The sequence below is a fragment of the Streptosporangium vulgare genome, from assembly GCF_042428775.1.
Lineage (GTDB): Bacteria > Actinomycetota > Actinomycetes > Streptosporangiales > Streptosporangiaceae > Streptosporangium > Streptosporangium vulgare.
On record NZ_JBHMBS010000011.1, the window covers coordinates 142,023 to 168,090 of the forward strand.

Here is a 26,068-nt window from a genome sequence, read left to right on the forward strand (position 1 = left end):
TAAAAGAAGCGGCAATCGTGGCGCTTCGAAAATCAGCGAGGCGCCAAGAAGCCGCCAAGACCGGCGACGCCCCGGCCGGACGGCCCGGCGTCGGCGGGCCCCGTTGAGCGGGTGCCGCGCACCCTCCCGGCCGATGATCGGCACGTCGGCCCACCCGGCCCGGAGACCCGGAGACCCGGAGAGCGGCCCTGATCATGCGTGTTTCCGAGCGGAGGTGAGGACGGCTCCGGGCTTCCGGTGCCGTACGGCGCGATGGTCAGCTCGGTCTCCGTACGGCGCGACGGTCAGCCCGGTCTCCGTACGGCGCGACGGTCAGCCCGGTCGCCTGCCGGCGGCCATCGCCGACACGGTGGCCCCGCGCCGCTGGAACCGTTGCCGGCCCCGATCCAGCATCACGACGAGAACGAGCACGGTTCCCTTGATGACGATCTGCCAGAACGCCGACAGGCCCGTGATCACCAGGCCCTCGGAGAGAAGGCCGATGACGCAGGCCCCGATGAGGGTGCCTCGCACCGTGCCGAGCCCCCCGCCCAGCGCGGCGCCGCCGAGGATCACCGCGCTGATCGCGTTGAGCTCGTACGTCTCACCGGCCAGCGGTGTCGCCGAGGTGAGCTCGGAGGCGATGACGAGACCCGCGAGCGCGGCGCAGGCACCGGAGATCACGTACACGGCCGTCTTGACGCGGTCGATCGGGACCCCGGAGAGCTCGGCGGCCCGCTCGTTGCCGCCCGCGGCGTACAGCCAGCGTCCGAACGGCGTCCTGGTGAGCACGAGCATGACGGTGACGGCGAGGAGGACCGCGATCCAGATCGGCATCGGGAGGCCGAGCGGGCTCCCGATGCCGAGGACCTCGAAGCCGGTGTTGCCCAGTTCGGGGTTGCCGTCCAGATTGGGATAGGTCGAGCCGCCGGAGATCAGCAGCGCGATTCCCCGCGCCACGTACAGCATGCCGAACGTCGCGATGAACGGCGGCACCTTGAACCGGGTGATGACGACGCCGTTCACCAGGCCGACGAGCATGCCGACCGCGACGCAGAGCACGATCACGCCCCACACGGGCGGGTAGGCGACGACGTCGGCGAACCCGAGGCGGAGTCCTTCGAGCAGCTCGCCGGCGACGACCCCGGAGAGCCCGGCGATCGAGCCCACCGACAGGTCGATGCCGCCCCTGACGACGACCAGCAGCATGCCGAGGGCGATCACCGCGTTGATCGCGATGTGCTTCGCCATCATGACGAGGTTCGGCATGGAGAGGAACGCGTCCGACAGCAGGCGGAAGACCACGATCATGGCCACGAGCGCGATGAGCGCCCGCAGCTCGAACAGGCCGTTCACCACGGAGAGGCGGCGGGCCTCGGTCGCGGTTTTCCCCGGCGACGCCGGTTCGGGGGGCGTTTCCCGAGGTGTCACCCCTCACCGTCCCTGCCGGTGCGCCTGCCGATCTCGATGCCGAGGTCGACGTCCAGGTCGATGTCCAGGTCGGTGGAGGTGCCGTCCGAGACCTTCAGCAGCTCCTCCCGGGTTATCGTGCCGCGCCGGAACTCGCCGACGAGGACCCCGCGGGCGAGCACCAGCAGGCGGTCGGGGACGCGCAGGGCCTCCTCGGGGTCCGAGGTGGTGAAGAGGACGGCCAGGCCGCGTTCCGCGTGTGCCGCGATGAGCTTGAAGATGTCCGCCCTGGCGCCGACGTCGACACCGCACGACGGCTCGTCCAGCAGGAGCACCCGGGGGGCGGTCAGCAGCGCCCTGCCGATGACCACCTTCTGCTGGTCGCCGCTGCTCAGCGACACGACGGGCGCCTCCGTGTCGCTCGTCCCGCCCGTCCCGACGGTGATGTCGGCGATCATCCGGCAGACGGCGTTCCGCTCGCGGTCACGGCAGACGAGCAGCCGCCGGACGAACGCGCCCAGCCCGGCCAGGGAGAGGTTCTCCCCGACCGACATCGTCTGGACGAGCCCGTCGCGCCGCCGGTTCCCCGGGACCAGGACCATGCCCAGGCCGACGCGGCTGCGGACCCCCACGCCCTCCAGCGGGACGCCGGAGAGCAGGATCCGGCCCGACTGCGAGGGGATCCGGCCGGCGAGCGCCTCCAGCAACTCGGTGCGGCCCGAACCCGTCAGCCCGTAGATCCCCACGATCTCGCCCTCCCGCACGGTCAGGGAGAGATCGTCGACGGCGAGGCGGCCGGGGTTGGCCGGGGCGGCCACCACGAGGCCGCGCAGGGCCAGCAGTTCCTCCCCCGTGCCCCGGGCACGGGACGGGAACGGGTCGTCCTGGTCGCGGTCGGTCATCCGTTCCGCGATCCACCGGACGCCGACGTTCCCGGCGTCCTCCGTGGCGACCAGCCGCCCGTCACGCATCACGACGACGTCGTCGGCGATCTCCAGTGCCTCCTCCAGGTGCGAGGAGACGTAGACGATCGCCACGCCGCTCGAGGCCAGCTCCTTGATGACCCGGAACAGGACCTTGACCTCCGGGGCGGTGAGTGCCGAGGTGGGCTCGTCCATGATCATCACCTGGGCCTCCTGGAGGAGCGCCCGCGCGATCTCGACGATCTGCTGCTCACCCGGCGTCAGGTCACCGACGAGCAGGTCGGGATCCAGATACTCCTCCAGGCTGTGGAGGACCGCGGCGGTGGTGGCCCGCTGGGACGAGCGGTCGATCACCCAGGGGCCGCCGCGGATCTCCCTGGCCAGGAACAGGTTGTCCTGGATACTCAGGTTGGGGCAGAGGCTGAGTCCCTGGTGGACGATCGCGACGCCCTGGTCGGCGGCGTCGCGGGGCGACGCGAACCTGACGGGCTCCCCGTCGAGCTCGACCTGGCCGGTGGTGGGGTGCTCGATCCCGGAGAGGATCCTCATCAGGGTCGACTTGCCGGCCCCGTTCTTGCCGAACAGCGCGGTCACCCGGCCGGCGGCGACGTCGAAGTCGACCTCCCTGAGCACGTGCGTGCTCCCGTACACCTTGGTGACGCCGCGGGCGCTCAGGACGGCGGTGGTCGGTGTCCTCACGGAATCTCCTTGATCGAGACCGGGGTGATGGTCACGACGGAGGGGGTGAGGAAGCTGAAGGCCCCGACGAAGGAGATCTTCTTGTCCTGCAGCCGTGACACGTCCAGGTTCTTGAGCAGCTTCTCCCGCATCTGGTCGTTCAGGGCGGTGGCGGCGTCGGCGTACTCCACCTGGTCGAAGAACTGCCCGAAGCCGATGAACCCCACCGCGTCCCGCAGTGCCGTGCCGTTGATGACCGGGCCGACCTGCAGCGACACCCGGGTGTCGGGAGGAAGGCCGGGCACGGTCACGTGCATCAGCCCCGACCTCACCGTCCCGGCCGTGCCGGTGCCCTTGACGGCGAAGGTGTAGGGGCCGTTGCCCTGCCGGACGCCGTACCGCTTGCCTGCCTCCTCCATGTCGGTGTGCATGGCCCTCACCAGTACGGGCAGGTCGACGGCCTTCCTCACGATCGTGGGCACGACCTTGTTCTCGTACGTCCGCTCTCCGTAGGCGGCCGGGTCGAAACGCCGGGGGCCCGACGCCGCGACGGACTCCGTCGAGCGGTACCGGGTGCTGAACCCGATGGCCGCCAGAAGGGCCACCGCCAGGGCGACGGCGATCCATCGCGCCGGGATCCGCCGCCGGGGCGTCTTCCCGCCGCGCGCCCGTGATACGGCCGGCGTGCTCATCTCAGTCCTTCCAACGGGGAAACCTCACAGGTGATCGCTGATCCATCCGCTGGGGGAGAGCCCCGGGAGGGGCTCGCGGCCGGGCGGGGGGAGGGCTTGAGGGAGAGCCCGGGGATGATCGTCGCTGTTCGGCGAAGGCGTCCAGCGGAGTCCTGCGGACGACGCGGCGTGCCGCCGGGGAGTCCCCGCGTCCGGGGTCCCCGCGTCCGGGGTCCCCGCGTCCGGAGTCCCCGCGTCCGCGGGGACCGGTCCGCCGCCTCGCGGGCGCGGTGAATGCTCTTCATGACCCGTATACCCGTTCGCACGCCTTCCACCGAATCCTCTCCGGACGGGAACCGGTCGAACTACCGGACGTCGTCGTCCCGCCCGCGCGACGGGTGTGCGGGCGGACCCGCGGCCCCGGCCGGGTGGACCGGGCCGATGACCGCGGTATGTATGGCAGTGAAATATTTCAACGACCCAAAGGAGTATTCGGAGCGTCCGAATTGGGCCCGCCGCAGGTTCCACACTGCCCGATGGCGATCCCTTATGGTGATCTTTAAGCGCCGTCACACCGGTTTTGACCTGGTCTTTTCTGTATATCCAGACATTGATTGCCAAGCCCGGGCCGCTCGTTCGCCAGGCGGCCGGATCCGCGACGAGACCCCCGGCGGGCCTCCGCGAGGCGTCCCGTGTACGTTCCGTGTCCGGACAGGGGCCAACTCGACCTGCCACGGAGGGCTTTACCGATGTACGGTGTCGTTTGCTGTGGGATAGATGGGAATTTGTGTCCGTTTAGCCGACTTGCTCGCGTGTCGCGGTCTCTGTTCGTAGGATCTATGCCGAACCTTGACCACAACCCGTAAGCCTCGGCGGCCGGTGTGAGGCCGGTCGATCAAGCTGGAACGAGGAGAAACTGTGCTGAAGTCCAAGACGCGGCTGCGCGTCGCGGTCAAGACAGCCGTGGTCGCTACGGCGGGTGCGGGTATCTTCAGTGCGTTTCCCGCGCTCGCGTCCATCTACGCCGCGCCCACACCGGTGACCTACAACTGCACGCTCGCCGGTGCGGCGTCACCGTCGGCGACGTACACCTTCACCATGGACCTCACCGGTCCGGCGTCGGCGGTGGTGAACTCCCCCCTCGTGGCGACCTGGAAGATCAGCGCGCCGGCCACCCTCCCCTCCCTCACCCCGTCCGTGTCCGTCTCGCCGAGCGCGAGCGTCGTCGCCGACGCGGAGGTGCAGATCAGCGCCAGCCCCGCGGGAGTCCTGACGCCCCCCACGGAGCTCCGCCCGATCCTGGTCACCGCCGCCCCCCCGGCCAACGGGCAGCCGGTCACCGCGCCTCCCCTGCTCGTCACGGTGACCCCCCTCGCGACCGGGGTCGTCGCCTTCCAGCCCGGCGCGTTCACCCTGCTCCGGGCGACCGGCGCGGCGGGTGCCTCGAACGAGGTCGAACTGCTCGACTGCGCCGCTCCCGATGCCGCCCAGGCCTCGCCCGCCGCGCTGCGGGTGACCGTGGGGACGGGCAGCCCCAGCGCCAGCCCGAGCCCGACGACCACCAGCCCGACCCCCACCCCGACCAACACGTCCGCGACCCCCACGCCGACCCTCACCGTCACCCGGACCAAGACCTCCGACCCGGTTCCCGACCCCGACTCCGACGAGCAGATCGACGAGACCCCAAAGGGCGCGGCCTCCACGGGCGGTGGCGGCGACGCGGGTCCCGACGCTCGGATGATCATGTTCAGCGGGGTGCTGATGGTGGCCCTCGCCGGGATCGGCGGGCTCGTGCTGCGGCGTCGCACCGCGGGTCGCGGCTGATCGGGGTGGCCGGATGACCACCCCTCCGCCGCCGGGCGGCTGGCAGCCCCCGGGGCAGCCGCCGCACTACCGGCCGGTCCCCGTCCAGCCGCCGTACCCGCCGCCGCCGGGCCACCACCAGCAGTACGGCCCGCCGTACGAGGAGTGGCCAGGGCAGGAGTCCCTCGGCGGTGGCAGCCGGATGATGCGGTCGGTGCTCATCCTGGCCGGGATCGCCGGGGTGGTCACGGTGCTGGTGGGTCTGCTCTACATGCTGGCCGCGCCCGAGGAGTACGGGCTGGCCGACCAGCGCACCACGCTTCCGCCCCGCAACCTGGCGGCGGCCCCGGCGAACCCCTACTTCCAGGCGCCCCCGACCGCGCCGCCGCCCCTGCCCAGCCTGCCCGCGGCCCCGGCCATGCAGCCGTCGTCCCCGGTGCGCCTGGTCATCCCGCGGCTCGGGGTGAACGCGCCGGTCAGGTCCGTCGGGCTCGACAGGAAGGGCGCCATCGAGGTGCCGCCGGTCGGCAACCCGAACCTGGTCGGCTGGTACCGCTCGGGCCCCACCCCCGGCGAGGCGGGTCCCGCGATCATGCTCGGGCACAAGGACACGCGCTCGGGAGGCGCGGTGTTCAGCCGCCTCGACGAGATCCGCAACGGTGACGTCATCGAGGTGCACCGCAAGGACGGGATCATCGCCGTCTACACCGTGGGCGGCCTGGAGCAGGCGGAGAAGTCGGTGTTCCCGACGCAGCGGGTGTACGGCCGGTCGTCGACCCCCCAGCTGCACCTGATCACCTGCGGCGGCGTCTACAACCGCACGACCGGCCACTACACCGACAACGTCATCGCCTACGCGACCATGACGAGCACCAGGAAGGCCTGAGCGGACCGCTCGGGCAGGCCGCTTCCGGGAACTCCAGGGAACCTCAGGGAAAGGGCCGCTTCCGGGAAGGGGCCCTTCCGGGAAAAGCGCGATCACGCTCGCCGTCGCACGGGCGGCTCCCTTCAGGGCACGGGCAAAGGTTCTGTTGTAACCTCCTACTAACCGAACATTGCTCGGTTTCGTGAGCAGGAGGCACTGTGGCAGAGGCGTACATCGTCGGGGCGGTCCGCACCCCCGTCGGCAAGAAGAAGGGCGGTCTGTCCACCGTCCACCCCACCGATCTGGCCGCGCACACCCTCGGCGCGCTCATCGAGCGTACGGGCGTCGACCCGTCCGCGGTCGAAGACGTGATCATGGGCTGTGTCATGCAGTTCGGCCCGCAGAGCATGGACATCGCGCGCAACGCGTGGCTGTCGGCGGGACTTCCGGAGAACGTCGCCGGTGTGACCATCGACCGCCAGTGCGGATCCTCCCAGCAGTCGATCCACTTCGCGGCCCAGGGCGTGCTCTCCGGCACCCAGGACCTCGTCGTGGCCGCCGGGGTGGAGTCCATGAGCATCGTCCCCATGGGATCGAGCATCACCACCGCCCTGGAGAAGGGCATGCCCTTCCCGTTCGGGGAGAAGTGGGTGGAGCGGTACGGCAAGCAGGAGATCTCCCAGTTCCGCGGCGCGGAGCTCATGTGCGAGAAGTGGGGCCTCAAGCGCGAGGAGCTGGAGCGGTTCGCGTACGAGAGCCACCAGCGGGCCTCGAAGGCCGTCGCCAACGGCTACTTCAAGGACCAGATCGCCCCGATCAACGGTGTCGAGGACGACGAGGGCCCGCGCCCGGACACCACGCTGGAGAAGATGGCGTCGCTGAAGACGCTGAAGCCCGACGGCGTGATCACGGCCGCCACCTCCTCGCAGATCTCCGACGGCTCGGGAGCGCTCCTGATCGCCTCCGAGCAGGCCGTCCGCGACCACAATCTGACCCCCAGGGCGCGCGTCGTCACCCTGGCGCTCACCGGCGACGACCCGGTCTACATGCTGACCGCGCCGATTCCGGCGACGCAGAAGGCGCTGAAGAGGGCGGGCCTGTCCATCGACGACATCGACGTCACCGAGATCAACGAGGCGTTCGCCCCCGTCCCGCTGGCGTGGATCAACGACCTGGGCGCCGACCCGGCCAAGGTCAACCCGAACGGCGGCGCGATCGCTCTGGGCCACCCGCTGGGCGGCACCGGCGCGATCCTGATGACCAAGCTCCTGCACGAGCTGGAGCGGACCGGCGGCCGTTACGGGCTGCAGACGATGTGCGAGGGCGGCGGCCAGGCCAACGTCACGATCATCGAGCGCCTCTGACACCGTGCCCGCCCGGTCAGGACGGCCCGTACGGTCAGCACGGCGCCTGTGAGGTGGGGAAGGCCCCGGTCCCGGAATCCGGGGGCCGGGGCCTTTCGCGTTCGCGCGAAGGGGCCCACGAGGCCGGCCTCGCGCAGGAACCCGCGGGCCGGCTTCGCGAAGGGGTCCGCGGGCCGGTCCCGCGAAGGGACCCACGGGTCGGCCTCGCGAGGTCGACCCGTGGGTCAGCGGCCGCCCTTGCCGGGGATCCGGCGCGGCTGCCGGGTAGGCCGCACCGGCGCCGGGGGCATCGGCAGATGCCGGGGCGCCGGGGGCACGACGTGCTCGGGGAGCGGGGTGCCGGTCTTGGTGGTCTTGGACTTCCCGCCGCGCTTCTGGGCGAGTTTGTGAGCAGCGTGAATTCGCATATGGGACTCCTTGAGAAATGTGACGACGCGGTGAGATCCCGGGTCGGACAACTCAGCTGCCGCGTCAGACGAACGGGGCCAGAGGGCTGAGTGCGGGCGGATCGGCGAGGACCGATCGACGCCGGCTCTTAGGAGTTAATCCACATGCGGACGAACATACGGCGCCTCTCCAAGGCGTGCAACCGATTTATTCGCCGCCGGTTCCGGGCCACGCTCACCCGGCGGGGCGTTCGGGAAGCTCCACGTGAACGCGGGTGCCCCCTCCGGGAGCCGAGGTGATCCAGCAGCGGCCGCCGTGCGCGTCGGTGATCGCCTTGACGATCGACAACCCCAGCCCGGCACCGTCGGGCAGCCGCTCCCCGCCCCGGTGAAAGCGGTCGAAGGCCCTGTCCACCTGCTCGGCGGACATCCCGGGGCCGTCGTCGGAGACCTCGATCAGCGCACCGCCGTGTGACCGCCGCGCGACCCGTACGGTGGCGGTGGTCCCCGCGGGTGTGTGCGTCCGCACGTTCGCCAGGAGGTTGACCAGGATCTGCCGGACCCTGGCCTCGTCGGCGGTGACGGTCAGCGACTCGGGGGCGTCCACGACGATCGGCGACCCCGGCTCGATGGCCGTGCAGTCCGCGCTCACGTCCCGCGCCACCGAGGCCAGATCGGTCTCGGTGAGCTGGAGCCCGGCGTTCCTGTCCAGGCGGGCGAGGTCGAGCATCTGGCTGACGAGGTCACCCATCCGGGTGGCCTCGTCCTCGATCCTGCCCATGATCCTGGGCAGGTCCTCGGCGCGCAGCGCCCCGGTCCGGTAGAGCTCGGCGTACCCCCGGATGGTGGACAGCGGGGTCCGCAGCTCGTGCGAGGCGTCGGCGGCGAAGCGGCGGACACGCTCCTCCGACGCCCAGCGGTCCCTGAAGGCCCCCGCGATCCGGTCGAGCAGCAGGTTCACCGCCGTGCCGATCCGCCCGACCTCCGAGGGGCCCTCGGGCATCCGTACCGACAGGTCGCCCTCCGCGGCCATGTGGTACGCCGCCCCGGCGATCCTGGCCAGCGGTGCGAGACCCCTGGTGATCAGGGCGCGGCCGGCGAGCGCCAGCACCAGGATCAGCGCGCCGCCGGTGAGCAGTTCGGCGATGACGAGCCGGCGGATCGGGGCCTCGACGGACTCCAGCGGGACGGCGACGACCACCAGCCGGTTGCCCTGCCTGGCCTCGGCCACCCGCGCGATCATGCCCTGGTCGTCCGCCGCGCCGAGCGCGAACGCCTCCCCGCTCTCGGCCTGGGCCTTCAGGCGGGCGACACCGAGCGCCTCCACCAGCCGCGGCACGGTCGCGGCGGCGGGCGCGTCCCCGTTGACGAGCCTGGCCCGGCCCGAGTTGAGGTTCAGCGCGGCCACGGCGTAGGTGGACCCGGTCAGGGTCTGCGCGAGCTGGCCGCCGGGGGCGGCGACGATCCGCTTGGCGGCGGTCGTGGTGGCCGCCCGCAGCTGCCCGTCGAGCCTTTCCATGAGGTGCCCGCGCAGGACGAGGACGCTCACGAGGGACAGCATCACCAGCAGGGCCGCGCTCACCGCGAGCAGGCCCGCGAGCAGCCGCGTCCTGAGCGACATCAGGTGCCCTGGGGCGGGCGCAGCGCGTAACCGACCCCGCGCTGGGTGTGGATCAGCGGCGGGCCGAGCGGGTCGAGCTTGCGGCGCAGGTAGGAGATGTACGTCTCGACGACCTGTGAGGAGCCCCCGTACCCCCAGACGTGTTCCAGCAGCTGGCGTTTCGTCAGGACCAGGCCGGGATGTTCCATCAGGAAGGCGAGCAGCCGGAACTCGGTGGGGGAGAGGTCCAGCGCGACCCCGGCCCGCCGCGCCTCCCAGCGTGACTCGTCGAGCTCCAGGTCCGCCACCCTGAGCGTCCCGCCGGGGTCGTCGGAGACGGCCGTCCTGCGGAGTACCGCCCGCACGCGGGCGACGAGGGCCTCGACGGAGAAGGGCTTGGTGACGTAGTCGTCGCCGCCCAGGGTGAGGCCGCGCACGGTGTCGGTGGAGGTGTCCCTGGCCGTGAGGAAGATCACCGGGGTGTGCAGGCCCGCGCTCCTGATCCTCCGGCACACCTCGAAACCGTCGACGTCGGGGAGCATCACGTCGAGCACGATCAGCGCGGGAGGACCGCCCTCCACCGCGTCGAGGGCCTGCCTGCCGGTCGCCACGCCCGTCACCCCGAAGCCGTGGAAGCGCAGGGCGACCTCGACGATGTCACGGATGTTGGGGTCGTCCTCGACGACGAGGATGGTGCGCTCATTCATGGAGGCCCCATTCTTGCCTACCAACCCGTGTTTCATCCCGGTTCGTAGCTGTTAATCCTTAATCGTGGGCCGCCGCGAAGCGGTGGAATCCCGGCGCATCTCGGTGATCCCACCGCTTCACGGTCAGCTTCCGCCAGGCCCCCGGGGCCCCGGTCAGCTCCCCGGGGTGGTGGCCGGCGGGTCCAGGAGGGCGCGGTCACGCGGTACGAACACCGCGGCGGCCGTCGGGTCGGTCGAGGTGGGGACGCCGATCACGAAGACCCCGTCACCGACGACCAGCTTGGTGAGGTCGGCGCGGACGCCGAGCCTGCGGAACCTCGTGGAGGTGTCGAGGTTCCAGTTCCAGACGAGGCCGTCCTTGCTCTTGACGGTCAGCTTGTTCTCACCCTTGGCGGTGATCACACCTCGCTGCCAGGTGTAGTCGATGAACGTCGACTTCCTGTCCCTGACGGTGGCCTGTCCGTGGATGCCGACCACCCACAGGTTGTAGTGGGAGCGCAGCCGCGGCCCGCGAAGCGTGGAGTCGGCCTTGAGCAGCTGGTCGGCGATGGCGGTCACGCCGGCCGGCACCGGGGGAGCCGTGCCGGTCGCCCAGGCGGTGGAACCCGTCAGCATGATCGACGCCGTAATGGCCGCGGCGCCGAGTGCCAGTTTCCTCTTCATGGTGGTCCTTCCGGGAACGCCTCCCGACGGGGAGACGCCGATCAGGCAATCGCCCCGGGCTGTGATCTCTGGGGGAGGATCCTGGGAATTCCCTGAGAGCCGTGAGAAGGCCGCGCGCGGTGTCGTTCCCGGACTTCCGGGAGCGACACCGCGCGCGGGTCACCGTGGGTTACGTGGGCGCCTGCCCCGGGCTACTTGGGCACGCGGGCGACGCAGAAGACGGTCTGCCCGAACGGCGGGCGGACGAAGCGCTCGATGAGGCGGGTCAGGGGCACCACCGTGCGGTCGTAGATCTTGACCAGGCGGGGGTCGGGGTAGCCGACGCCACCGCGGCGGACGGCGGCCCACCAGGCGATGCCGCCCAGGAAGTTGATCGGCTTGAGCACGTCGATGTCCAGGCCCGCCTTGGAGACCGTGCTGCGCAGGGTGGCGGGGGTGTAGCGGGTGACGTGGCCGACCTTGCGGTCGAAGTCCCCGTACAGCTGCATGTAGCCGGGCACCCAGATGACGATCCGGCCACCGGGGAGGGTGACCTTGGCGAGGGAGCGCAGGGCCTCGACGTCGTCCTCGATGTGCTCCAGGACGTTCATCATCACGACGGTGTCGACCTTCTCACCGATCGGGATCTCGGTCGGCAGGCCGAACTGGAGCACGTCGATCTCGTCGCGGCCCTCGAAGCGCTTCTGCAACTGCTCCACGCAGTAGGGGTCGAAGTCGCTGACCACCAGCCGGTCGAGGCGAGGCAGGAACGCCTCGGCGAAGTGGCCCAGCCCGGAGCCGATCTCCAGCATGGACCGGCCCACGTGCGGGGCGACCATGTCGAGCTCGTACTGCCGGTAGTTCTTGGCCTCGTCCCCACCCAGGTGGTTCTCCAGGGCCTCGTCACCGGCCGCGGGTTGCACTACGCGGTCATACCCAGACATGCGGTTCCGTCCAGCTCGCTTACGGAAGGGCCGTGGCGAGGCCACGGCGCAGGGACAGCCAGAGTCTAGTGGCGCTTCCCTCGCGGCGGCCCCTTAAACGCTTCACGGCCGGTGCTACCTGTCCGTTGAACGCTTCGCGGCTGACGCCGCTCGTCCGCCGAACGCTTCGCGGCCGGTGCCGCCTGTTCGTTGAACGCTTCACGGCTGATGCTTCTCGTCCGCCGAACGCTTCGCGGCCGGTGTCCGCTCCTCCACGACGAGGGCTCTTTCCACGACGAGGGCTTTTTCGCGGCGGGCACCGGCCGGGCCCGGCGGCCGGTACGCCCCGCGCGCCGGCCCGGTTACCGGCTCCGCCGAATCAGCCATAAAGCACCAGCATTTCCACGGCTCACGCCGTACGGGAGAAGTTCGGCCTCGATTCGGCGGTGAGATTTGCACCGGGGGACAAGGAAACCCCTCTGAGGAATGGCGGTCCGGCCGGTTCGTGATTTGGAAACGGTGCGATTCCCGGTGAGTGGAAAAAGGAGCGCGAATCGATGGAACAGACCCAATGGTGGCGCGGGAACCTGCCCGCGGAGACGAATGGCCTCATCGGCAGGGAAAGCGAGGTCCGGCGGCTGCTGAAGCTCCTGGCCGACACGCCGCTGACCACGGTCACCGGTGCCGGGGGCGTCGGCAAGTCAAGGATCGCGGTCAGGGCCGCGCGGGAACGGCAGGAGCACCACCCGGACGGCACCTGGCTGGTGGAGCTCTCCGGCGAGCGCAACGGCGACCTGCTCGCCCACACGGTCGCGGCCGTCCTCGGCCTCCCGGAACGGTCCGCGCGGTCGCAGACCGGGATGCTCGTCGAGTTCCTCGCGGGCAGGAGACTCCTGCTCATCCTCGACGCCTGCGAGCACCTCCTGCCGGCCTGCCGCGACCTCGTCGCGGAGATCCTGGCGGCGGCACCCGGCGTACGGATCATCGCGACCTCCCACCGGCCGCTCGGGCTGCCGCGGGAGGCGCTGCTCCCCGTCGAGCCCTTCGAGGCACCCGCCGTACCCGCCCGATGGGCGGAGGGCACGGCGCCGGAGGGCTCGGGGGCGGAGGGGGCGTCGCGGAGCGCGGGGACGGAAAGGCTGGAGCAGGAGGGAGACCCCCCGGAGAGGCCGGGCGACCCAGGGGAACCGGAGGAGAACGACGCGCTTCGCCTCTTTCTCGACCGAGCCCGGGACGTGGTGCCCGGCCTGGAGACGACCCCGGCCGGCAGGGCTGCCGCGGCCAGGATCTGCCGGCGGCTGGACGGCGTACCGCTCGCCGTCGAGCTGGCCGCCGGATGCCTGGGCTCCCTGCCCGTGGAGCGGCTCGCCGATCACCTGGACGACCACTTCGAGGTCCTCCACGGACGGGCGCCGGTTCCCCGCCCCCGGATCGTGCGCGCCGCGATCGGCTGGAGCCACGAGCTGTGCGCCCCGGAGGAACGCCTGCTCTGGGCCAGGCTCTCGGTCTTCGCGGGAAGCTTCGACGCGGCCGCCGCCGAGTGGGTGTGCGGCGACGAGCACCTGGACGACGTACCGGGCCTGCTGGCGAGCCTGGCGGAGAGGTTCCTCCTCGTCCGCGTGCCCGGCGGCTACCGGCAGCCCGCCACGGTCAGGGAGTACGGCCGGGAGCGGCTCGCCCTGCTCGGCGAGGAGGCCCGGCTGGCGCGGCGGCACCACTACCACTACCTCGACCTGGCGCGCAGGGCCGAGGCCGACTGGTACGGCCCCGAGCAGGAGGAGTGGGCCGCCAGGCTCGCCTTCTCCATGACCGACCTCCGCCTCTCCCTCGACCCCGCCTCCCCGACGTCCGTCGAGCTCGCCGGGACGCTCTGGATCCTCTGGTTCTGCCTGGGCCGGCTGAACGAGGGCCGCTACCACATGACGCGGGCGATCGAGGCGGCTCCCGTCACCGATCCCGGGCTGCCCCGGCTCCTGTGGGCCGACGGCTGCGTGGCCATCGCCCGGGGAGAGCTGGAACTGGGCCGCCGCCGGGCGGAGGCGGCGCTGTCCGCGGCCCTCGACTGGGGTGACTACGCGGCGGCCGGGCACGCCCAGCTCCGGCTGGCCAGCAGTTCCCTGTGCTCCGGCGCCCTGGAGGACGTCGAACCCCGCGTCGAGCTCGTCCGCGAGTACTTCCGCCGGGCCGACGCCGCCACCGTCAGCGAACCCCTCGCCCTGGTGACCGCGGCCATGGCGGTCACCTGGCGCGGCGAGTTCGACCGGGCGGTCTCCGTGCTCAAGGAGGTGCAGCGGCTCTGTGACGCGCGCGGCGAGCGCTGGGCCCGCGCCTGCGGCGACTACGTCCTGTCCATCGCCCAGCTGGGCCTCGGCAGGGTGGCCGAGGCGGCGGAGGCCGCCCGCCAGTCGCTCGACGTCAAGTGGCGCCTGCGCGACGCCACCGGCGTGGCGCTCGCGGTCGACCAGCTCGCGGTGATCGCCGCGGTCGAGGGCGACGGCCGCCGCACGGCCAGGCTCCAGGGGGCGGGGGTGCGATTGTGGGCCACCTTCGGGCTCAAGGGCTTCGGCTCGGAGGGCATGTCCGAGCCGAGGACCGTCGCCGAGCGGACGGCGAGGCAACTGCTCGGCGACGAGACCTACGACGCGGTCTTCGCCGAGGGCTACGAGGCCGACCCGGACGCGGCGGTCGCCTATGCGCTCCACTGACCGCTGAGGGCATCCGCCCCTGACCGGCGCTTCCGGTCGCGTGACCGGCGATTCCGGCCGCGCCCGCGGACAGGGACTTCCACAAACGGTTCGTATGCGGTGGAATCTCTCACGACATCCGCGAAGGAGCCCCCGACGGACGACGACGAGGCGATCACCCGGTCGCTCGCCGGTGACCTGGACGCCTATGAGGTGCTGGTCACCCGCTACAGCGCGCTCGCGCACCGCACCGCGGCCATGCTCGGGGCCGGCGACGAGGCCGAGGACGTGGTCCAGGAGGCGTTCGTCAAGGCGTACCGCCACCTGGCCTCCTTTCGCAGGGACGCGCACTTCCGCCCCTGGCTGCTGCGGATCGTGGCCAACGAGACGCACAACCTGACCCGCTCCCGCGGACGCCGCGACAGGCTGGCCGCGCGGCTCACCGAGACCGTTCCCCCGTCGAGCGAGGGGCCGGAGGAGGCGGCGGCCGCGGCGGACCAAAGGGAGCGGCTCCTCGACGCGGTGCGTACGCTGCCCGAACGGGAACGCGAGACCGTGGTCTGCCGGTACTTCCTACAGCTGTCGGAGGCCGAGACCGCCCAGGTGCTCGATCTTCCCGTCGGTACCGTCAAGTCGCGGACCTCCCGCGGCCTGGCCCGTCTGCGCGAGGAGGTGGCCCGTGACCTCACCTGACGACCTCGAAGCCCGGCTCCTCGCCCTCGGCCGGTCCCTCGACGTCCCGTCCCCGCCCCCCGCCGACGTCGCGCGGGCCGTACGGACCCGCCTCGAATCACCGCTCGCCTCCGAGACACCGGCCCTTGAGACACCGGCCCTTGAGATGCCGCCTCTCGAAACCCCGGCACCGGCGACGACCCCCGAGGCGCCGGCCCCCGAGACGTCGGCGCCGGTCCCCGGAACTCCCGCCCCGGGAACTCCCGCTCCCGGGACCCGCGTCCCCGAGGCGCCCGCGCTCCCCGGCGGTCCCGGAGCGCTCAGGCGCGGGTGGGAGGCGCTCCGGAACGGAGGCCGGGCACGTCGGCGGGCGGCGGTCGCCGCCGTCGCGATCCTCGTCGCCCTGCTGCTGGGAGCGACACCCGCGGGAAGGGCCGCGGTCGTGGAGATCCTGCGCTTCGCGGGGGTCGAGTTCAGGACCGGCGGCCCCGGGCCGCTGCCCTCGGGGGTGCCCCAGCCGCTGCCGGGCGAGCGGCGGGTCACCCTGGAGCGGGCACGGGAACTGGTGGCGTTCCCGATCTCCCTCCCGGCCGCGCTCGGCGATCCCGCCGAGGTCAGGGTGAGCGACGGCGGCAGGGTGGTGTCGCTCTTCTGGCCCGGCCTCAGACTGGACGAGTACGACGGCAGCCTGCATCTCGTCTTCCGCAAGGAGCTCGGCCCGCCCTGGCCGCAGGAGACCGCCGTGGGCGGCTCGACGGCGCAGTGGATCCCGGTCCACCACGGCCTGACCTACGTGCCCAGGAGCGGCGGCCAGGCCGTGATTCGTCCCCGCCCGGCCGGGCCCACGCTCATCTGGCAGCGGGAGCGGGTCGGCCTGCGCCTGGAGGGCGTCGGAGAACTCGGCCGCGCCCTGGAGATCGCCCGCTCGGTCCGCTGACGCGGGCCCGACACACTGACGGCGGGCGGATCGCGCGCGACGCGTCACGGCCGGGGATCGCCCGCTCGGTCCGCGGACCGGACGGTCGGCGGGTCGGCGGCTCAGCAGGTCAGCAGGTCAGCGTGGCAACAGGTCGGCAGGTCGGCAGGCCGACGGATCGGCATGGCAACAGGTCAGCGGGTCGGTGGGGTCGGTGGGGTCGGTGGGTAGCGTGGCGCGTCGGGGCCGGGGATCGCCTGCTCAGCCCGACGGTGCCAGCCAGTCGTCGATCTCCTGGAGAAGCTTCTCGCGCACGTCGTCGGGAGCCGCCGACGCCCGGACCGACTGGCGGGCCAGCTCGGCCAGCTCCGGATCGGAGAAGCCGTACACATGCCTGGCGAGCTCGTACTGGGGCAGCAGCCTGGCGCCGAACAGCAGGGGGTCGTCGGCGCCCAGCGCGATCGGCACCCCCGCCTCGAACAGGCGCCGCAGAGGCACGTCCTCGGCGCGTTCGGCCACCCCGAGACCGACGTTGGACGTCGGGCAGACCTCGCAGGTGATCCCCCGGGCCGCGAGGCGCTCCATGAGCCTGGGCGACTCGGCCGCCCGTACCCCGTGCCCGACCCGGTCGGCGTCCAGCACGTCGACGCACTCGGCCACGCTGGCCGCGCCCAGCAGCTCCCCGCCGTGCGGCACCGCCAGCAGCCCGGCGCGCTTGGCCAGCCGGAAGGCCCCGTCGAAGTCGCGAGCCCGGCCGCGCCGCTCGTCGTTGGAGAGCCCGAACCCGACCACGCCCTGGTCCATGTAGTGCGTGGCGAGGCGGGCGAGCGTCTTGGCGTCGAGAGGATGGCGGGTGCGGTTGGCGGCCACCACGACGGCGATGCCTATCCCCGCGTGGTCGGCGGCCTTGTGCGTCGCGTCGAGCATCAGCTCCATGGCCGAGGTGAGACCGCCGAACTTCGACGCGTACCCCGAGGGGTCGATCTGGATCTCCAGCCAGCGTGACCCCTCGGCGGCCTCGTCCTCGGCGGCCTCGCGAAGCAGCCGGTAGACGTCGCTCTCCCGTTGCAGGACCGAGCGCGCGATGTCGTAGAGCCGCTGGAAGCGGAACCAGCCCCGCTCGTCGGTCGCGCGCAGCCGGGGCGGCCAGTCCTCCTCGAGCGCGTCGGGAAGGTGTAACCCGTGCTCGCGGGCGAGCTCGACGAGGGTCGAGTGCCGCATGGAGCCGGTGAAGTGCAGGTGCAGGTGCGCCTTGGGCAGTTCGCTGAGGGGACGTGGCATTTCAATATGGTGCCGTACCTCGGGCGGCCCCGATCGACGGCCCCGGAGTTTTTGTCGCAACCTGACCGTCCGCTCGCGCGTCGGGAGGGAGGAAGGGGACCTCGCCAGGACCTCCGGACCTGGGAGACGGGCGCGCGTTCGGCGGTGTCGGGTTCGGTTTCCTGCCCGGGGAACCGGCATGGGGAAATGGTCGGTGAGGAACACTTTCGGCACGACCGGTTACTCCACCTCCTGGCAGCGGCCCGGCCCGCCCGAGGGGCACCACGACCTCCAGGCCCGTGGTCCTCACGGACGCCGCCGCCACGCGGGCGGCCAAGCGGAGGAAGGAGTACAAGGAGTACGGGGGTTAGGGCGCCGAGCCGGTCAGGGGCGGTGGCCGGAACGCCGACCTCGTCACCATAGGAAAGGCGGTCCCCATCGACGCGGGCGAACGAGACCGGCACGCTCACGCTCCTCCGGACGGAGCACAGAGGGCTCGCCGTCGAGATCATGATGAGCCCGGACCACGTCCATGATGAGCCCGGACCACGTCAGGGAACTCGGCGGCAGGCCAAGCCCGAGATCGAGAAGATCGCCGAGGGGGTCGCCCCGGCCGGGTGGGACCGGACGTCGCTCGTCGGAGAGGCTTTTCTCAATTGCCTATTTATAGGTTTTAAGGTGTTATTTCGGACGAGGGTTGTCGGGTTCAGGGCACACCCGCCCATATCCCATCCCCCGTTATATCGAGGAAATTTAGGAAACGGGCTTTCAGCGGACCATGTCTCCGTGCGACCGTGGAGGCACACGTTGTCAGGACGCTGGGGCTGCCATGGAAGCAGACGTCTTCGTCGGCAGGGAAACAGAACTCGCCGACGTGTCCGCGCTGCTCGAAAGGGTCCGGCACGTCACGCTGACCGGCCCCGCCGGGGTCGGGAAGACCTGTCTCGCCCTACGGCTGGCCGGCACCCTCGAATCCGCGTTCCCCGGCGGCGTCCACGTCGTGGAGCTGTCGGAGGCTCCCGCCGACCTCGATTCCCTGGCCGAGACGCTCGCCGACGCGGTCGGCGTCCGCGGAAGGCCGGGCACCCCCGCGCTGCGGGCCCTGGTCGACGCGTTCCTCACGCGCCGGACCCTGCTCGTCCTCGACACCTGCGACCGCGTCGTCGGAATCGCGGGCATCCTGGTCGGCCTGCTGCTGCGCTCGGTCGAGGGGCTGCGCGTCCTGACCACCAGCAGGCAGCGGCTGGGCCTGCCCGGCGAGCACCTCTACCCGGTCGGCGGCCTGCCCGACGCCGACGCCGTCCGTCTGATCACCGCCCTCGCCGGTGACAGGCTCGGCGGCACCGATCCGGCCGAGCTCTGCCAGCGCCTCGACAACCTGCCGCTGGCGATCCGGCTCGCCGTGGCCGACGGTGCTCCCGGTGCCCCCGGTGACCAGGGCACACCCGGTGGCGGCACCCTCGACGGGCTCGCCGCCGCCCTCGACGGCCGCCTGGTCTCCACCGCCGGGCTCGCCGCCTTCGACGGCCACGTGACCTCGCCCGACGAGCTCGCCACGACCCTCGAGGGCCGTACGATCCCCGCGGCCGAGCGCGAGATCCACGAGGAGCGGACCGGCGCCACCCCGCGCGGGCGGGCCGTCGCTCCCCGGCGGCACAGCTCCATGCGCGTCGCCCTCGGCTGGAGCCACGAACTCTGCACCCCGCAGGAGCGCCTCCTGTGGGCGCGGGCCTCGGTCTTCGCCGGCACCTTCGACATCGAGGCCGCCGAGGAGGTCTGCGCCGGCGGCGCCCTCGCCGTCAAGGACGTCCTCGACGGGCTGCTCGGCCTGCTCGACAAGTCCGTCCTCGCCCGCGAGGAGGGCGAGGGCGGGGTCCGCTACCGCCTGCTCAACACCGTCCGCGAGTTCGGCGTGGTCTGGCTGGAGCGGCTCGGCGAGACCGACGAGATCCAGCGCCGCCACCGCGACCACTTCCTCGCGCTGTCCGCCCGCGCCGAGATGAGCTGGCAGGGCCGCCAGCTGGAGTGGTACCGCAGGCTGGTCCTCGAATGCGGCAACATGCGCGGCGCCATCGAATACTGCTACTCCCGGCCGGCGGAGTACCGCAAGGGCCTCGACCTGGTCGGCAACCTGTGGTTCCTGTGGGCGTGCTGCGGCATGCAGGCGCCCGGGGACGACCTCCTCCAGCGCGGCCTCGATCTCGACCACACCCCCAGCCCGGAGCGGGTCAAGGCCCTCTGGGTGCACGCCTGGGTCTCGATCCAGCGCGGCGACCTCGAACGCGCCGAGCGCATCCTCACCGAATGCGCCGCCGAGGACTCCGACGGCTACGCCACGGCCTACGTCAGCCAGTTCCAGGCCCACCTGGCCGTCGTCAGGGGCGACGTGGTCGAGGCACTGCGGCTCATCAAGCACGCCCGGGTGCGTCACCGCTCCACCGGCAACGTCTTCCCCGGCTTCCTGCCCACCTACACGGTGGTCGCCACCGCCATGATGCTCGCCGACCACCACGACCAGGCCGTCGCCGTCCTGCTGGAGGGGCGTGAGCTCTGCGAGTCCTGCGGCGACTACTGGACGCTCATCCGCCTCGACCTCCTCCTGGCCCAGGCCGAGCACGCCCTCGGCAACACCGCCTCCGCCGTCGAGTTCGCCCGCGCCTCCCTGCGCGGAGCCCGGCTGTTCGGCGACAGCATCTCCCTCATGGAGGCGCTGGAGGTGTCCGTCGTGATCGCCGAGGCGGGCGCCGACGACACCTTCGCCGCGGTCATGTTCGGGGCGTCCCGCGCCGCGTGGAAGGATGCCGGTGTCCCGCCCAGCCGCTCGCCCATGATCGCGAGCCGGATCCGCGGGGCCGAGCTGAGGCTGCGCGGGCGCCTGGGCAGGGCGGAGTTCGACCGGCTGGAGGCGCGGGGAGGTTCGATCAGCCTGCGCGACGCCGTGGAACACGCACTCCAGGGAGAGCTTTCTTGACGCGCTGCGGCAACCTGCCGGCCGAGATGAACAGCTTCGTCGGCCGCACCACCGAGCTCGACGAGATCGCGAAACTCCTCACCCGGACGCGCCTGCTCACCCTGCGCGGCCCCGGGGGCGTCGGCAAGACGCGCCTGGCCCTGCGGGCCGCGCGCAACGTCCGCGACGACTACCCCGACGGCGTCTGGGTGGCCGAGCTGTCCGCGGAGACCGAGGGCGGCCTGCTCGTCCACGGCGTCGCCGGAGTGTTCGGCCTGCACACCCAGGCGGAACGCTGCGCCCTGGAGTCCCTCATCGAGTATCTCGCCGACCGGCGGCTCCTCATCGTCCTCGACACCTGCGAGCACCTGGTCGACTCCTGCGCCGCCATGGTCGTGGCCGTCCTGACCGGCGCTCCCGACGTCCAGATCATCGTGACCAGCCGCCAGGAGCTCGGCCTGCCGCTGGAGGTCGTCATGGTCGTCGAGCCCTTCCCCGTCCCCCCGCCCGAGGCCGCCGACCTCGCCGAGCACGACGCGCCGAGCCTCTTCCTCGACCGCGCCAGGGCCGTGGCCCCCGGCCTGCGTACGGACGAACGGGCCATGATGGCCGTCGCCAGGCTCTGCCGCAGGCTCGACGGCATGCCGCTCGCCATCGAGCTGGCCGCCAGCCAGATGCGCGGCCTGTCGGCGATCCAGCTCGCCGACCAGCTCGACGTCCACTTCAAGCTGCTCGCCGACGGCGAGGGGCTCCTCGTCCGCCACCACACCCTCCGCACCGCCGCCGGCTGGAGCCACGAGCTGTGCACGCCCGCCGAACGCCTGCTCTGGGCCCGCCTGTCGGTCTTCCCCGCCGCCTTCGGCGCGGAGGCGGCGCGCGGCGTGTGCGAGGACGAGTTCCTGCCCGACGTCGCCGGAGTCCTCGCCGCGCTCGCGGCCAAATCCGTCGTCACCCGTGTGGGCGACCGCTACCGCCTGCTCGACACCATCAGGGACTACGGACGGGACTGGCTCGCCGAGCTGGGCGAGAGCGACCTGATGATCCGCAGACACCGCGATCACTACCTGTCCGCCGCCCGGCGCATGGGCGCCGGATGGTGTGGCCCCGGCCAGCTCGAATGGGCCTGCTGGGCGCGCGGGGAGCTGCCCAACATCCGCGCGGCCCTCGACCGCTGCCTCACCACGGGCGACCACGGCGGCGCCCTGGAGCTGGCCGGGGCCCTGTGGGTGCTCTGGTGCCATCTGGGGCTCGTCCGGGAGGGGCGCCACTATCTCGACCGCGCCCTGGCCGCCGCCCCCGTCACCGACCGGGCCAGGTCCAGGCCGCTCTGGGTCGCCGCCCGTCTCGCGCTCATCCGGGGAGAGATGTCCCTGGCACGCGGCAGGGCCGAGGAGGCCGTCGAGAGCGCCCGGCGGCACGGTGACGCCGACGCCGAGGCGCACGCCCTCCTCGCCCTCGCCGAGTCCCGCCTGTTCACCGGCGACCTGGACCTGGAGGGCGCCAGGGCGTACGCGCGGCGCGTGGCCGCCGGGCTGGACCCCACCTCGCCGGGGACGCTCTTCCTGCCCTCCTTCCTCGCGATGGCCGCCACGTTCGGCGGCGACTTCGACGAGGCGGTGAGGATCCTGCGCGAGGCGCGCTCTCGCCACGATGCGCGGGGGGAGCTGTCACAGCGCGCCATGGACGACTACGTCCTCTCCCTGGCCCTCTTCGGCCAGGGGGACATCGCGGCGGCCTCCGCGGCTGCCAGGGCGGCGCTGGAGGCCAAATGGCGGCTACGGGACACGGTCGGCGGCGTCCTCGCCATCGACCAGCTCGCCAGGATCGCCGCGGCCGCGGAGGACGGCCGGCGCGCGGCCTGGCTCCTGGGAGCCGCGCAGCGCATCCGGACCACCTTCGGGCCGCCCGCCACCGAGGACGACACCCTGACCGCGCTCCGCGAGGCCGCCGGGGCCCGCGCCGTGTGCCTGATCGGCGAGACCGCTTATGCGCGGGCCTTCGACGAGGGCGCGGCCTCCCACTTCGAGGGCGCCGTGACCTACGCCCTGCGGGACTGATCACTTCGAGGGCGCGGTGGCCCACGGCCTGTGAGGCCGATCGCTCCGGGGGCGCCGTGACGTGCGCCCCGTGAGAATGACCGCTTCGAGGGTGCCGTGGCCCACGGCCTGTGAGACCGATCCTTCGAGAACGCGGTAGATCATGCCCTGACGAGGCCGAGCCCCGCCCGGCGCGCACCGAGATCGTGCCAGGCCGCCCGGACGGGGAACCGTCGTGCTCAGCCGGCCTGGCCGAGGAACTTGGCGAGGCGGCTCACGCCCTCGACGAGGTCGTCGTCGCCGAGCGCGTAGGACAGGCGGAAGTAGCCCGGGGTGCCGAAGGCCTCACCGGGGACGACCGCGACCTCGGCCTCCTCCAGGATGATCTCGGCCAGCTCGGCGGAGGTCGCCGGGCGCCTGCCGCCGAACTCCTTGCCCAGCAGCGCCTTGACCGACGGGTAGGCGTAGAACGCGCCCAGCGGCTCGGGGCAGAGCACGCCCGGGATCTCGTTGAGCATCCGGACCATGGTCCGGCGGCGCCGGTCGAAGGCGTCGCGCATCTCCGCCACGGCCGACAGGTCGCCGGTGACGGCGGCGAGCGCGGCCGCCTGGGCGACGTTGGAGACGTTGGAGGTGGCGTGCGACTGCAGGTTGGACGCGGCCTTGACGACGTCCTTGGGGCCGATCAGCCAGCCCACGCGCCAGCCGGTCATCGCGTAGGTCTTGGCGACGCCGTTCAGGACCACGACCTTGTCGCCCAGCTCGGGGACGACGGTGGCGATGCTCGCGAACGTGGCGTCGCCGTACGTGAGGTGCTCGTAGATCTCGTCCGTGACGACCCACAGGTCGTGTTCGACGGCCCAGCGGCCGATCTCCGCGACCTGCTCGGGGGTGTACACCGCGCCGGTCGGGTTGGACGGGGAGACGAAGAGAAGGACCTTGGTGCGGTCGGTGCGCGCGGCCTCCAGCTGCTCCACGCCCGCCAGGTAGCCGGTGGTCTCGTCGGTCACCACGTCGACCTGGACGCCGCCGGCGAGCTTGATCGCCTCGGGGTAGGTCGTCCAGTAGGGGGCGACGACCAGGACCTCGTCACCCGGGTCGAGCAGCGTGGCGAACGCCTCGTAGACGGCCTGCTTGCCGCCGTTGGTGATCAGGACCTGGGCCGCGTCCACCCGGTAGCCGGAGTCGCGGAGCGTCTTGTCGGCGACGGCCTGCTTCAGCTCGGGAAGGCCACCGGCCGGGGTGTACTTGTGGAACCGAGGGTTTCGGCACGCCTCGACGGCCGCCTCGACGATGTAGCCGGGAGTCGCGAAGTCCGGCTCACCGGCGCCGAAGCCGATGACCGGGCGGCCCGCCGCCTTCATCGCCTTGGCCTTGGCGTCCACGGCGAGCGTGGCGGACTCGGAGATCGCGGAGATGCGCGCTGAGATGCGAGGACGGGTCATACCTCCATGGTTACAGACCTGTGCTGATGTTTCCGCCGCGTATCCACCATGCGGACGCTCGCCCCGCGAGCCGTGCGAGCACCACGGAAAAGTCCCTGAGCTGGGCGATCGCCTGTCGGTTCGACGCGGTGGCCATTCACACGTAGACTCCGGCATGTTCTTTCCGCCGCATGCGTGAACCGGCGGTCAAGACCGTGAGCCACGGACAAACTTCGGTCCAACCGATGTATGGTGGTTCATGTCTTAGGGCACTAGCGCAATTGGTAGCGCACCGGTCTCCAAAACCGGCGGTTGGGGGTTCGAGTCCCTCGTGCCCTGCTAGGAGCGGTCCGCGCATCAGGCGTCCAGCGCGCCGCTTATGTGCGTTGGACTCGATGGATTCAGGTGAGGACTGTGGCGATCGACACGCGCGGCGAAACCGCAGACAAGCCGAGCGGTGAGAAGAAGACTAAGCGCACTTCTCCCGCCCTTTTCTACCGGCAAGTGGTCGCAGAGCTGCGTAAGGTCATCTGGCCTACGCGCAAAGACCTCATTTCGTACACCATCATCGTCCTGGTCTTCGTTCTGATCATGGTCGGGATCGTGTCGGCTTTGGACGCGCTGTTCACCGAGGGCGTGCTGAGAATCTTCGGCGGAGCCTGAGCCGCGGTCTCTCTCCAGCGGGCGCCTCAGCCCCGCGGACGAGTCCACAAGCCATCGACGAAAAGAGAAAGAGCACCGTGTCCGAGTCTGCACAGTCGGCCGGCGAGCCCCGCGAAGAGCGCGAGGACGAGCTGGAGAAGGCCGTCGACGTCACCGAGGATTCGCTTGACGAGTCCGACGGGCAGGACGTCGACGCCGAAACCGACGCCGACGCCGAAACCGAGGCCGAGCAGGCCCCGGCCGGCGCCGTCGACGAGGACGGTGACGTCCTTCCCGACGTCGACCCGGTCGAGGAGTTCAAGCGGCACCTGCGGAGCCTGTTCGGCGAGTGGTACGTCATCCACTCCTACGCCGGCTACGAGAACCGCGTGAAGTCGAACATCGAGACCCGCACGCAGTCCCTCAACATGGAGGACTACATCTTCCAGGTCGAGGTGCCCACCCACCACGTGACCGAGATCAAGAGCGGCAAGCGCCAGCTGGTCAAGGAGCGGGTGCTGCCCGGCTACGTGCTGGTCCGGATGGAGCTCACCGACGAGTCCTGGTCCGCGGTGCGTAACACGCCCGGTGTGACCGGTTTCGTGGGCCTCTCCAACAAGCCGAGCCCGCTGAGCCTCGAAGAGGTCGCCAAGCTGCTCGCCCCGGAGCCCTCGGAAGAGGTCAAGAAGTCCACCGCGAAGGCCTCCGCCGCGACGGTCGACTTCGAGGTCGGCGAGTCCGTCACCGTCATGGACGGCCCGTTCGCCACGCTGCCCGCCACGGTCAGCGAGATCAGCGCCGAGTCGCAGAAGCTCAAGGTGCTCGTGTCGATCTTCGGTCGCGAGACCCCGGTCGAGCTCTCGTTCAACCAGGTCTCGAAAATCTAAACCGGTCGCGTAGACTTCATCAGTCTGCCCCGCGGTCGCGGGGATGGTTCCACGTTCACGGCGCTGGTCAATGCCCAGCCGCCGTGTGCCCCGCGCTGCGCGGGGATCTGGAACATCGTTCAGAGAAGCAAGGACCCGGAGAGAAGCATGCCTCCTAAGAAGAAGTTCGCCGCGCTGGTCAAGGTCCAGCTCCCCGCCGGCCAGGCCACGCCCGCGCCGCCGGTCGGTACCGCCCTCGGTCCGCACGGCGTCAACATCATGGAATTCGTGAAGCAGTACAACGCTGCCACCGAGGCCCAGCGCGGCAACATCATCCCCGTCGAGATCACCATCTACGAGGACCGCACCTTCACCTTCGTCACGAAGACGCCCCCGGCGCCTGAGCTGATCAAGAAGGCCGCCGGTGTCGCCAAGGGTTCGGCCGTCCCGCAGAAGGACAAGGTGGGCAAGCTCACCAAGGAGCAGCTGCGCCAGATCGCCGAGACCAAGATGCAGGACCTCAACGCCAACGACGTCGCGGCGGCCGAGAAGATCATCGCCGGCACCGCCCGGTCGATGGGCATCACGATCGTCGACTAGCACCATCCGCCGTACGGCTCGGCGGCGATCTCTTCGCGGCGCACCGCGTCCGTGAGATCGGCGAGGA

General features: G+C 71.4%; 21 protein-coding genes and 1 tRNA gene. 12 read left to right on the top strand and 10 right to left on the bottom strand.

The features are described 5' to 3' along the window. Positions 1-312: 312 nt before the first annotated feature. Genes ACFFRH_RS23525 through ACFFRH_RS23535 form a run of 3 tightly spaced genes read right to left on the bottom strand, consistent with a single transcriptional unit; the run spans position 313 to position 3,682 of the window. Positions 313-1,410: an ABC transporter permease gene (locus ACFFRH_RS23525; RefSeq protein WP_344746639.1), complete on the bottom strand. Its 1,098-nt coding sequence runs from the start codon at positions 1,408-1,410 to the stop codon at positions 313-315. After that, on the bottom strand, positions 1,407-3,011 hold the full coding sequence (locus tag ACFFRH_RS23530; protein ID WP_344746638.1) for a sugar ABC transporter ATP-binding protein: 1,605 nt from the start codon (positions 3,009-3,011) through the stop codon (positions 1,407-1,409). The genes ACFFRH_RS23525 and ACFFRH_RS23530 overlap by 4 nt, the downstream gene beginning before the upstream one ends. Next, positions 3,008-3,682, bottom strand: coding sequence for a DUF2291 family protein (locus tag ACFFRH_RS23535; protein WP_344746637.1), 675 nt, complete (start codon positions 3,680-3,682; stop codon positions 3,008-3,010). Before ACFFRH_RS23535 ends, ACFFRH_RS23530 begins: the two co-directional genes overlap by 4 nt. An 897-nt stretch (positions 3,683-4,579) precedes the next feature. Between ACFFRH_RS23535 and ACFFRH_RS23540 the strand changes: the two genes are divergently transcribed. The 3 genes from ACFFRH_RS23540 to ACFFRH_RS23550 all read left to right on the top strand — a co-directional run bounded on the left by ACFFRH_RS23540 (position 4,580) and on the right by ACFFRH_RS23550 (position 7,693). Continuing rightward, entirely contained in the window at positions 4,580-5,485 is a 906-nt protein-coding gene (locus ACFFRH_RS23540) for a hypothetical protein (RefSeq protein WP_344746635.1), read from the top strand. 13 nt (positions 5,486-5,498) lie between these two features. Continuing rightward, the gene (locus ACFFRH_RS23545; protein WP_344746634.1) at positions 5,499-6,350 is read left to right on the top strand and encodes a class F sortase; all 852 of its coding nucleotides are present in this window, start codon (positions 5,499-5,501) and stop codon (positions 6,348-6,350) included. A gap of 197 nt (positions 6,351-6,547) precedes the next feature. Further along, positions 6,548-7,693: an acetyl-CoA C-acetyltransferase gene (locus tag ACFFRH_RS23550; RefSeq protein ID WP_344746633.1), complete on the top strand. Its 1,146-nt coding sequence runs from the start codon at positions 6,548-6,550 to the stop codon at positions 7,691-7,693. 224 nt (positions 7,694-7,917) lie between these two features. Here ACFFRH_RS23550 and ACFFRH_RS23555 read toward each other — a convergent pair whose 3' ends face one another. The 5 genes from ACFFRH_RS23555 to ACFFRH_RS23575 form a co-directional block, all read right to left on the bottom strand. Further along, entirely contained in the window at positions 7,918-8,100 is a 183-nt protein-coding gene (locus ACFFRH_RS23555; protein WP_344746632.1) for a hypothetical protein, read from the bottom strand. 214 nt (positions 8,101-8,314) lie between these two features. After that, complete coding sequence (locus tag ACFFRH_RS23560) at positions 8,315-9,700, bottom strand: sensor histidine kinase (RefSeq protein ID WP_344746631.1); 1,386 nt, start codon at positions 9,698-9,700, stop codon at positions 8,315-8,317. Continuing rightward, a complete protein-coding gene (locus ACFFRH_RS23565) occupies positions 9,700-10,386 on the bottom strand; it encodes a response regulator transcription factor (protein ID WP_344746630.1) in 687 nt (228 codons plus the stop codon). The genes ACFFRH_RS23560 and ACFFRH_RS23565 overlap by 1 nt, the downstream gene beginning before the upstream one ends. 153 nt (positions 10,387-10,539) lie before the next feature. Continuing rightward, positions 10,540-11,049 (bottom strand): hypothetical protein, encoded by a 510-nt coding sequence (locus ACFFRH_RS23570; RefSeq protein ID WP_344746629.1) that lies wholly within the window; start codon positions 11,047-11,049, stop codon positions 10,540-10,542. 191 nt (positions 11,050-11,240) lie between these two features. Continuing rightward, the gene (locus tag ACFFRH_RS23575) at positions 11,241-11,972 is read right to left on the bottom strand and encodes a class I SAM-dependent methyltransferase (protein WP_344746628.1); all 732 of its coding nucleotides are present in this window, start codon (positions 11,970-11,972) and stop codon (positions 11,241-11,243) included. Positions 11,973-12,508: 536 nt separating this feature from the next. Between ACFFRH_RS23575 and ACFFRH_RS23580 the strand changes: the two genes are divergently transcribed. The 3 genes from ACFFRH_RS23580 to ACFFRH_RS23590 all read left to right on the top strand — a co-directional run bounded on the left by ACFFRH_RS23580 (position 12,509) and on the right by ACFFRH_RS23590 (position 16,244). After that, positions 12,509-14,656, top strand: coding sequence for an ATP-binding protein (locus tag ACFFRH_RS23580; protein WP_344746627.1), 2,148 nt, complete (start codon positions 12,509-12,511; stop codon positions 14,654-14,656). Between the two features lie 99 nt (positions 14,657-14,755). Next, positions 14,756-15,328: an RNA polymerase sigma factor gene (locus ACFFRH_RS23585; protein WP_344746626.1), complete on the top strand. Its 573-nt coding sequence runs from the start codon at positions 14,756-14,758 to the stop codon at positions 15,326-15,328. Then, positions 15,315-16,244: a hypothetical protein gene (locus tag ACFFRH_RS23590; RefSeq protein WP_386159556.1), complete on the top strand. Its 930-nt coding sequence runs from the start codon at positions 15,315-15,317 to the stop codon at positions 16,242-16,244. Before ACFFRH_RS23585 ends, ACFFRH_RS23590 begins: the two co-directional genes overlap by 14 nt. Positions 16,245-16,484: 240 nt before the next feature. On the opposite strand, the gene ACFFRH_RS23595 is transcribed toward ACFFRH_RS23590, so the two are convergent. Then, positions 16,485-17,504, bottom strand: coding sequence for an adenosine deaminase (locus ACFFRH_RS23595; protein ID WP_344746624.1), 1,020 nt, complete (start codon positions 17,502-17,504; stop codon positions 16,485-16,487). Positions 17,505-18,312: 808 nt separating this feature from the next. Here ACFFRH_RS23595 and ACFFRH_RS23600 point away from each other — a divergent pair. Further along, on the top strand, positions 18,313-20,454 hold the full coding sequence (locus ACFFRH_RS23600; protein WP_344746623.1) for an ATP-binding protein: 2,142 nt from the start codon (positions 18,313-18,315) through the stop codon (positions 20,452-20,454). Continuing rightward, on the top strand, positions 20,451-22,490 hold the full coding sequence (locus tag ACFFRH_RS23605) for an ATP-binding protein (RefSeq protein WP_344746622.1): 2,040 nt from the start codon (positions 20,451-20,453) through the stop codon (positions 22,488-22,490). The genes ACFFRH_RS23600 and ACFFRH_RS23605 overlap by 4 nt, the downstream gene beginning before the upstream one ends. A 218-nt stretch (positions 22,491-22,708) precedes the next feature. On the opposite strand, the gene ACFFRH_RS23610 is transcribed toward ACFFRH_RS23605, so the two are convergent. Further along, entirely contained in the window at positions 22,709-23,914 is a 1,206-nt protein-coding gene (locus ACFFRH_RS23610; protein ID WP_344746621.1) for a pyridoxal phosphate-dependent aminotransferase, read from the bottom strand. A gap of 245 nt (positions 23,915-24,159) precedes the next feature. Between ACFFRH_RS23610 and ACFFRH_RS23615 the strand changes: the two genes are divergently transcribed. From ACFFRH_RS23615 to rplK, 4 genes are all read left to right on the top strand, one after another. Then, positions 24,160-24,232: transfer RNA gene (locus ACFFRH_RS23615), tRNA-Trp, on the top strand. A 75-nt stretch (positions 24,233-24,307) separates the two neighbouring features. Then, a complete protein-coding gene (gene secE, locus ACFFRH_RS23620; RefSeq protein WP_329089906.1) occupies positions 24,308-24,556 on the top strand; it encodes a preprotein translocase subunit SecE in 249 nt (82 codons plus the stop codon). A gap of 77 nt (positions 24,557-24,633) precedes the next feature. Further along, positions 24,634-25,422, top strand: a complete 789-nt coding sequence (nusG, locus tag ACFFRH_RS23625) for a transcription termination/antitermination protein NusG (RefSeq protein WP_344746620.1) — start codon at positions 24,634-24,636, stop codon at positions 25,420-25,422. A gap of 147 nt (positions 25,423-25,569) precedes the next feature. After that, positions 25,570-26,001, top strand: a complete 432-nt coding sequence (gene rplK, locus ACFFRH_RS23630; RefSeq protein ID WP_329089910.1) for a 50S ribosomal protein L11 — start codon at positions 25,570-25,572, stop codon at positions 25,999-26,001. Positions 26,002-26,068 lie beyond the last annotated feature (67 nt).

Coding starts and splice junctions, on each gene's coding strand:
- ACFFRH_RS23580 (WP_344746627.1), top strand. CDS start 12,509: ATGGAACAGACCCAATGGTGGCGCGGGAACCTGCCCGCGGAGACGAAT.
- ACFFRH_RS23595 (WP_344746624.1), bottom strand. CDS start 17,504: ATGCCACGTCCCCTCAGCGAACTGCCCAAGGCGCACCTGCACCTGCAC.
- ACFFRH_RS23570 (WP_344746629.1), bottom strand. CDS start 11,049: ATGAAGAGGAAACTGGCACTCGGCGCCGCGGCCATTACGGCGTCGATC.
- ACFFRH_RS23565 (WP_344746630.1), bottom strand. CDS start 10,386: ATGAATGAGCGCACCATCCTCGTCGTCGAGGACGACCCCAACATCCGT.
- ACFFRH_RS23545 (WP_344746634.1), top strand. CDS start 5,499: ATGACCACCCCTCCGCCGCCGGGCGGCTGGCAGCCCCCGGGGCAGCCG.
- ACFFRH_RS23575 (WP_344746628.1), bottom strand. CDS start 11,972: ATGTCTGGGTATGACCGCGTAGTGCAACCCGCGGCCGGTGACGAGGCC.
- ACFFRH_RS23610 (WP_344746621.1), bottom strand. CDS start 23,914: ATGACCCGTCCTCGCATCTCAGCGCGCATCTCCGCGATCTCCGAGTCC.
- ACFFRH_RS23555 (WP_344746632.1), bottom strand. CDS start 8,100: ATGCGAATTCACGCTGCTCACAAACTCGCCCAGAAGCGCGGCGGGAAG.
- ACFFRH_RS23560 (WP_344746631.1), bottom strand. CDS start 9,700: ATGTCGCTCAGGACGCGGCTGCTCGCGGGCCTGCTCGCGGTGAGCGCG.
- rplK (WP_329089910.1), top strand. CDS start 25,570: ATGCCTCCTAAGAAGAAGTTCGCCGCGCTGGTCAAGGTCCAGCTCCCC.
- ACFFRH_RS23600 (WP_344746623.1), top strand. CDS start 18,313: ATGGAAGCAGACGTCTTCGTCGGCAGGGAAACAGAACTCGCCGACGTG.
- ACFFRH_RS23535 (WP_344746637.1), bottom strand. CDS start 3,682: ATGAGCACGCCGGCCGTATCACGGGCGCGCGGCGGGAAGACGCCCCGG.